Origin of the sequence: Pseudoalteromonas sp. K222D, assembly GCF_017653575.1 — a bacterium.
In the GTDB taxonomy this organism is placed as follows: Bacteria; Pseudomonadota; Gammaproteobacteria; order Enterobacterales; family Alteromonadaceae; genus Pseudoalteromonas; species Pseudoalteromonas nigrifaciens.
The window spans coordinates 1-7,567 of record NZ_JAGGDL010000068.1 but is presented as its reverse complement, the minus strand read 5'-3'; the positions used below and the strand labels follow the sequence as shown (position 1 = coordinate 7,567).

The window sequence follows — 7,567 nt, the reverse complement described above, 5'->3', positions numbered from 1 at the left end:
TAGCTTGGCATACTGGCAGGATCAGTCAATAGCTAAAAAAGATCCTTAGAAAATAATTTGTCTTGGTGAATAGTTACATAAATTTAAAAATAAAACAGAAGTGAAAGTAGACTTGGTACGTAAGGCTAAATCAACAATATGTTATAACACCAGAATGGCTTTGTTCGAAGTGATAATTAGAGGGTGGCCAGCTAGTAGTGAAAGTAAATCTATTTTTAATTATTTAAAGTTAATTGACTCCCCAGAAGCTAAGTTGTTATGCATTTTTTATGAAGCGAAGAACAATCGCACATCAGAAGTTAATAGGGACAAACTGTTAGAACTTGGAGGAATATCTCGTTATAACTATTCTTGGTCTTCACTAGTAAATGAATGTATTGAGTCATTTTATTTAAATGATGATATTAAACAGGAGTGTATAAATAGAGTTTTTAATTATGGTGGAGATTTAGATTTAGATTTAGATTTCGCAATTCATATATTAATGACTTATTATTATACAGATAAACAAGTATTAGAAATTATTGTAGAAGATCTCAAAAATGATCATCCAAAGACCTTGACGGGGATGTACAGAAGAAATATTAGAAATATTGCAAAAATTATTGAACAATCTCCAAAGATTTGTGAAGCGGTTGAAGAATACGTTCTAAAAAAACCTATTGTGAACTATCAATATTATCAGTTATTTAAAACTGAACGTATGAAAGTACACTTGATTCAAGAAACTCTAAAGCTCGATAATTTTTACTTTTGGCCATTGCAGGCGTTAATTCAAAATTGGGGAGCAGAAGATAAAGAAGTAAAAGAATTGATAGGTGAGCTTTTTCAGAAAAATGGTGTCGACTTGTCAATTATGGCTCACCTCTACCCAGATATTTTTTCTAACAAAAAAGTTTGTTTTGATAAATTACTAGAGCTTTTAAGTGCTGAAAGTGAAGGTGGTAGCCGTAAGAGGTACGACTTTATAGTAAGAGGAATTTTGAAAGTTGCTGATGAAAAACAAATTCAAATTGCTACTAATATTTTCCAAAAAATATTAGAAAAAAAATCAGACTCTAGGTTCATAAATAGTGATTTAATTTTATTATTGGGGTCATCGAAAGTTACACCTAATCTAAAGAAGATTGCACTAGAGCTGCTTCAAAAAAGAGACGGAAATATTGGTTTGATAGCATCTATTTTCAGAAATGATCATGATGTTAGAAATAAAGTGGTAGAAAAATTAGATATTTTACCAGCGACTTTTCGTAATGAAATTACAAAAAGGCTTGTACAAATAAATACCAACAAGGATGCATTAGACATTTTAGTCGGGTTCTCAGAAGAAATAGATTCAAATATAAGAATAACTTCTACTATAGGTTCTTTAACTTCACCTTTGATGAGCACTTCTGAGGAAGCAAATGCGAAACTCATAACTGATTTATTGGAAGCTTTTTTAGCTACTGGCCCTGACCATGAAATTGCGACAAAAAATGCATTCTGTGGCTTGATAGCGTTGAAACAACTTGATAAGTTAAAAAGCTATATAGAAGAAAAACAGAAAGAAAAATATTTAGAGTTTTTATTACATAGAACATTCAAGCCAGTCGAACCATTTTGGGCATACTTAGCAAGCCATTGGGATTATGTAAACTGTACTTTTTCTTTTGAAGATAATATTGTTGGTAGTGAGAATGAGGGGCTGTTTTTTACAAATATTGGCCCACACTTGACGGGAGATTCAAGTTTAAAAGAAAAATTCATAAAATATTTAAATAGTCCTGATATAGATCCTAACGACCGAATATTAATAGCAGCATCAAAGATGATCCCAAGAGATCATTTACTTTTAAAATTATGTTTAAAGGCATTAGGTATTAGGTTTGATGATTCAGATAAGGTTACTTCACAGTACAATTGGAATAGCTTATTGGCGCTATATATCTTGGAACAACAATTTCGAGACAGTGAAGCTGCAATCAATTTCTTGGAATCAATCAGCAAATATAATACAACACACTTGGATTATATATTGATAGCAGCATACTCAATTGGTTTCAGGAATCTGCCTTTTTTACAGAAGATAAAAGTTAAGACAAAAAGTCAAAAAATATGGATGCCAACATTCTTTCAAGAAATATCATCAACCAAAGGAAATGAAAATAAAATTGAAAAAATTAATTTATGCATCAGTCACTTGCCAATTGCTCCAACCCAATACTCAAAGTACTTTTGTAAAGTTTTTTCTGAAGAAATAAATAATACTGAGTCACTTTATAAATCTTTACTGAAAAACATTAAGAATGAGAAGAACAATGTAAAGAAAGTCCAATTTTTAATTTTATTAATTGGTGTGAAGGGGTTAAGCAAAACTTTAAAGGATTTAGCTAATGATTTATATAAAGAGCAGATGAGGAAACGTTATTGCGACTCTTTTTTTGATGCCACAACTGGCGAATATAAAACAACTTTAGCTGCACTAACGAATGCTTTATATAAAGACTAGTAACATTCTAAACTCAGATTATGACTTTTATAATCTGTAGATGTAAATAAGAGACTTATTACTTCTACAGATTAATTAGCTTAATACAAAACCCAAGGTTGGCTTTTTTAGAGTTAGGAATTTTTACATTAGCAGTTTCATCAAAACAATTTTGCTAAAAGTATCGCTAGCAAAGACAAGCATAAAATCCCTTTTAACTCATAAATGTATAGTTTGAGACAGTACTAATTAAGTGTATATTTAAAAACTAAAATATCCTTAGTACACTTATAGGTTAGATACTAAGAGAATCTTAGCAAGATATGTTTTATAGCTAAGGTTCACATGGAAACTCCAACACCTTCACGCCTAAAAGCTGCAAGAAAAGCAGCAGGCCTTACTCAGCAACAGCTAGGTATGGCTTTAGGCATGGAGCCAAACACGGCTAGTGCTCGCATGAACCAATACGAAAAAGGCAAACACGCCCCTGATTTTTTAACCATGAAACGCATTGCTAAAGAGCTAGATGTACCAGTAGCTTACTTTTATTGTGAAGAGGATGTTTTATCTGAATTAATCTGCGCGCTCGGAAAGTTGAGTAGCACTGATCAAAAAGAATTGTTAATGAAACTTAAGGAAAAGTAAATGTCAAAAGATTGTAAGTCTAATACCGAAGAGCCAAGTGACGAAAAACCGAGTAAATCAGATCTATGGGACATCATTAAGCGCTATGATTCATACATTGCCACAATTAATTTTAAAAGCGGTCTAATTACAACGTTTAATTTCGGTGTTTTTGCTGGCTTGTTGGTTAAAGCCCCTGAGTTACTTCCTAATTCAGGGTTCTATTTGTGGGCTATCTCTATTAGTCTTGTCGTAATTGCCTTGTTTAGTATGCTTAGTATTCTTTTTGTAATGGACAGCATAAAACCTAAGCTAGATAGCTCAAAGAAACCTAGTCCTAGTTCTGTTATCTTTTTTAGTTCAGTGGCTGAGTTTGATCGAGAGGATTACATTAATAAATTTAAAAACACGGATGCGGATGCCTTTTTAGAGGATATTTCAGGGCAAGTTCACGAGGTCGCTGGCATCACTAAGAGTAAATTTAATAGCTTAGACAGAGCCACGACAACCACTAAGGCAAATCTATTTCTATTATTAATTCTTTTCATATTAATAGTTTCAGACACATTAGGGATCACATTATGTCAAAGCTAAAAGGAGCTTACGGGTCAATAGAAGAAATTTTAAAGAAAAGTTTTGATAGAGAGAGAAGCACATCTAAGTTTTTTGAAAGTGTTCAAAAAGGAAATAGTTTTTCATTAGACTCATTGAGTTCTGAAAGCTATCAAACTGGCCTAGAAGCGGCTTCCTCGATTCTAAATATTCGCTCGGGATTACCACAAGAGCAAAACTTTGGCATACAAGAAAGTATTCGAAAAGCTTTTGGTAAAGAGGGAATAAAAGAGTCAAAGATAGGTGGGCATCCTGATTTTGATTATTTAGCTGACACTGATGCACTAAAAAATGGTTTTAATGTCTCGTTATTTATAGATATTAAAGGTTCGACTAAATTAGGAGTGACTTATTCTGCGGAAACAGTTTTTTTAATTAAAAATGCAATTATCAGGGCTGCTATTGAGACAATCCAAGCATTTGATGGTCATGTACACAGAATTATGGGTGATGCCGTACTTGCTTTTTTTAGAAGTAATAAGAAGGCTAGAAATGCTGCTATTGATGCTATTAATTGTGGTACTTATATAGTTCAAGTGATGAACGAAGTTGTAAAGCCATATTTTGAAGATCAAGGTATTGAAGATGACGTTGGCATTCGAATAGGTATAGATTATGGCGAAAAAGAAAATGTTATATGGGGTATGTATGGTTATTCCGGCGCTTCTGAAGTTACAGCCACATCTTTCTATGTTGATATTGCAGCAAAGTTACAGCAAAGAGCTCCTAAAAATAGAGTTCTATTGGGGCAATCAATTAAAGAGTTATTAGATTTACCTGAGGATATTTTGGAAATAAGGCATGTTCAATCTAAAGGCGAAAGAGTAAAAAAAGAGTTTGTTGAACCAAATTATCTAGATGCTAATGGCAATCGAATTAATTATAAGCAATATGTACTCAACCATGAAAAATATATAGCTTTGTTACCAAGCCCTGCAACAGACAATATTTTAGAAAATATAAAAATAACTGCATGCTTAAAAGATAATAAGAACGCTCCAACAAAGTTTACTTACTTTCCATGTGCAGAAGTAATAAAGAAGTCTTTAGGTATAGACTTTAAAGTTAATTTTAAGCTGCCTCAACAAGAATTAAACACTGAATTTTTTGTAAAATTTAGAGTGAAAAATACTGGTAATGAAGCCAAAGAAGCTGCTGAAAATTCGGGTAATCATGAGACACTTGTCCTAGCTCAGACTCTTGATGGATGTAATTTTAAAGCAAAGCAATGGGAAGATACGTGTTATCTAGGGCTTCACTTTATGTATATTTCTGTCTTAGATAAAAATAAAAAAGTTTTATTGGGGGAGGAGTGCTTTGGAATTTACATTGGTGATCCTCTTTTAGAAATTGATTAAGTATTTAATTTTGACTATCTAATTTATTTAGCCTAAACCTAAACTAAGATTTTCTTAGTTTAGGTTGGCGATGCATTTTTTAGTTCAAACAAAACCTTACCCAGATGAGGCGCTTGAAAGCTATTTGCTAAGGCTTGCTAGGGATAACTCATACGATGGCTATAGTGAGCTTGCTGATATTTTATGGCAATGGCTTGCAGAGCAAGATCATGAGCTTGAAGGTGCGTTGCCGTTAGAGCTGAGTAAAGTTGATGTTTATCATGCTAGGCAAGCGAGCAGTTTTAGAATAAGAGCGCTTAAGTTGGTAGCTCAATTAGTAGATGTAAACGCTGGTGATATTCTTGCGCTTGCATGGCGGCGCAGTAACTTTAAATTTGGCAACCTTGCTGCAGTAAGCCGTAATGAGCTGACTATTCCTCTTGAGCTACTTAGCACTGATAACATACCTGTTTGCATTGAATGCTTGTCTGAATCTTCCTATATTCCCTTTCATTGGCATTTAAAGCCCTATAAAACGTGCCATAAGCATAAAACACAATTAACTACACATTGTGATGAATGCCATGAATTAATTGATTATAGAGCTTCTGAGGCGTTTTTAGAGTGTGATTGTGGTTGTAAACTAACCAGTAGTGAACAGTTAAACGATGCAGACTTTAAAATTGCATTTGCGCTTGCAAGTAGTAACAGCCATAAAATAGTGGGGTTAATATCTTGGTTTGCGAAGATTAAACAATTTGATGTAAGCGATGCTGACTTTAACTGCGCTTTTGTTGATTACTTTAGTACTTGGCCTGATGGCTTTAACGCTGAATTAGATTTACTCACAAACAATGCGCGGCTCAAACAACTCAACCCTTTTAATAAAACTAAGTTCAACTCTGTCTATGGCGATTTAATCCGTGATGGTCAAATAGCTGCAACAAGTAACCGTAAAAACAAAGTACTTGATGAGATTATTAATTACTTTGTCGAATTAGTGGATAGTAACCCTAAAGGTAAACATCCAAATATTGCTGACTTACTGCTTTGTACTTTTGATGCCGCAGTATTATTAAACACCACCACAGAGCAAGTTTACAGGCTTCATCAAGAAGGCTTTTTAAACTGTGCTTATCCACAAAAAAAGCACGAACAGCTCAGAGCTGATAGCCATGTATTTTATTTACGCCAAGTGATTGAGCTACAGCAAGCATTCGCAGCTGAAAAGCCTCAAACAAAAAAACAATTTATAGCGCCGTGGTAACTTATGAACTTACAAGATGCACTTGCAATTGAATTACTAAAAGAAAAAACCACAGCACTTAGAAAGTTGTTTGCGCCATACACGCCTTGCATTGCGGTAGATGGCTTTGAAGAACAAGCACTAACTGTGCTCATTAACCTAGTTTATAAACGAAGTGAAATTGATGATTTAACAAGTGTAAGAACTGCTAAAAGTGTATTACGCGATGAAGTGTTACTGAGTAAGTGCATTAACGAAGTTAAATGGTTTCATACTCATAATTTAAAATACCCCGATATACGAGTAAGCCATCAACGTTTAATTAGTGAAGTTGTAAGTGAAGATATTGCGGGTATTTGTAGCCGGTCATTACCTTTAAGTTTTGGTTGGTCACACAACAGTGCTGAAATTAATCATGCAAAGCTATTTTTAACCTCATTTATTTGGCAAGGTGAAGTAACTTGTTTAGCAAAGTTACTAATAGCTGAAGAGCCTGTTTGGATAAATTTAATAAGAAAATACGGGTTTACTAAAAAGGCGGTTTTAGATATCGCGGGTAAAATAAAACAGCTTTTGCCAGTGGCTGAGCTCCCATTAGAAGTAAGTTCTTTTTCACCACAATTACACATGCCATTTCAGCAAAGCTACCTTGCGGTTACGCCTGTAGTAAGCCACACAATGCTGGCTAAAATTCAGCCGCTAACTACAGAGCGTAAACTAAACTCTGGTTTAGTTGAGCACTCAAGGCCTGCCAATGTAGGCGATTTAGCAAGCTCAGTTGGTGGGAATATAAGAGTGTTGCGCTACTTCCCTAAAACATATTCTAAGGCAGTTAATCGCTCTAAAGTAGCCAATAATGATATTGAGAAAGCATTTAAAATTCGTGCGCTATTAAGCAGTCAATTTCAACAGGCACTTTTGGTGTTGATAGGTATTAAACAGTTTAATACGTTAAGGCAAAAGCGATTAGCGCGAGTAGCGGCTATTAGGCAAGTACGTGTTAGTTTGCAGTTATGGCTTGATAATATTCTTGAAGCTAAAAATAACGCGCAAAATCAAGCTTACCCTGAGTGGGCAAAGCATTACTTAGATCAGAGTATTACTAACTGTATTAGCCAATTTAGTAACATACTAAATGTATTAAGCGACAATTACGGTGGCCGGTCTAGCGACAATTATCTTGGCCGGTTGATCTGATAAGGTTCGGTACAGCAGAACGGAGGAGTTCACTGTGCCGGGAACACGAATCACTGATCAGCAGGTCACTATTTATATGAA

6 protein-coding genes are annotated in these 7,567 nt (G+C 34.3%); all 6 read left to right on the top strand.

The features are described 5' to 3' along the window. Positions 1–100: 100 nt before the first annotated feature. The gene (locus tag J5X91_RS17665; RefSeq protein WP_208835350.1) at positions 101–2,491 is read left to right on the top strand and encodes a hypothetical protein; all 2,391 of its coding nucleotides are present in this window, start codon (positions 101–103) and stop codon (positions 2,489–2,491) included. Between the two features lie 324 nt (positions 2,492–2,815). Continuing rightward, complete coding sequence (locus J5X91_RS17660) at positions 2,816–3,115, top strand: helix-turn-helix transcriptional regulator (protein ID WP_208835349.1); 300 nt, start codon at positions 2,816–2,818, stop codon at positions 3,113–3,115. After that, on the top strand, positions 3,116–3,688 hold the full coding sequence (locus J5X91_RS17655; protein WP_208835348.1) for a Pycsar system effector family protein: 573 nt from the start codon (positions 3,116–3,118) through the stop codon (positions 3,686–3,688). It begins immediately after the preceding gene. After that, the gene (locus tag J5X91_RS17650; RefSeq protein ID WP_208835347.1) at positions 3,676–5,064 is read left to right on the top strand and encodes an adenylate/guanylate cyclase domain-containing protein; all 1,389 of its coding nucleotides are present in this window, start codon (positions 3,676–3,678) and stop codon (positions 5,062–5,064) included. The genes J5X91_RS17655 and J5X91_RS17650 overlap by 13 nt, the downstream gene beginning before the upstream one ends. 70 nt (positions 5,065–5,134) lie before the next feature. Beyond that, positions 5,135–6,310, top strand: a complete 1,176-nt coding sequence (locus J5X91_RS17645; RefSeq protein ID WP_208835346.1) for a TniQ family protein — start codon at positions 5,135–5,137, stop codon at positions 6,308–6,310. Positions 6,311–6,313: 3 nt separating this feature from the next. Further along, positions 6,314–7,486 (top strand): hypothetical protein, encoded by a 1,173-nt coding sequence (locus tag J5X91_RS17640; RefSeq protein WP_244453975.1) that lies wholly within the window; start codon positions 6,314–6,316, stop codon positions 7,484–7,486. Positions 7,487–7,567 lie beyond the last annotated feature (81 nt).

What these genes read in the sequence shown, in the direction of transcription:
- J5X91_RS17660 (WP_208835349.1), top strand. Translation starts at nt 2,816, where the DNA reads ATGGAAACTCCAACACCTTCACGCCTAAAAGCTGCAAGAAAAGCAGCA.
- J5X91_RS17655 (WP_208835348.1), top strand. Translation starts at nt 3,116, where the DNA reads ATGTCAAAAGATTGTAAGTCTAATACCGAAGAGCCAAGTGACGAAAAA.
- J5X91_RS17650 (WP_208835347.1), top strand. Translation starts at nt 3,676, where the DNA reads ATGTCAAAGCTAAAAGGAGCTTACGGGTCAATAGAAGAAATTTTAAAG.
- J5X91_RS17645 (WP_208835346.1), top strand. Translation starts at nt 5,135, where the DNA reads ATGCATTTTTTAGTTCAAACAAAACCTTACCCAGATGAGGCGCTTGAA.
- J5X91_RS17640 (WP_244453975.1), top strand. Translation starts at nt 6,314, where the DNA reads ATGAACTTACAAGATGCACTTGCAATTGAATTACTAAAAGAAAAAACC.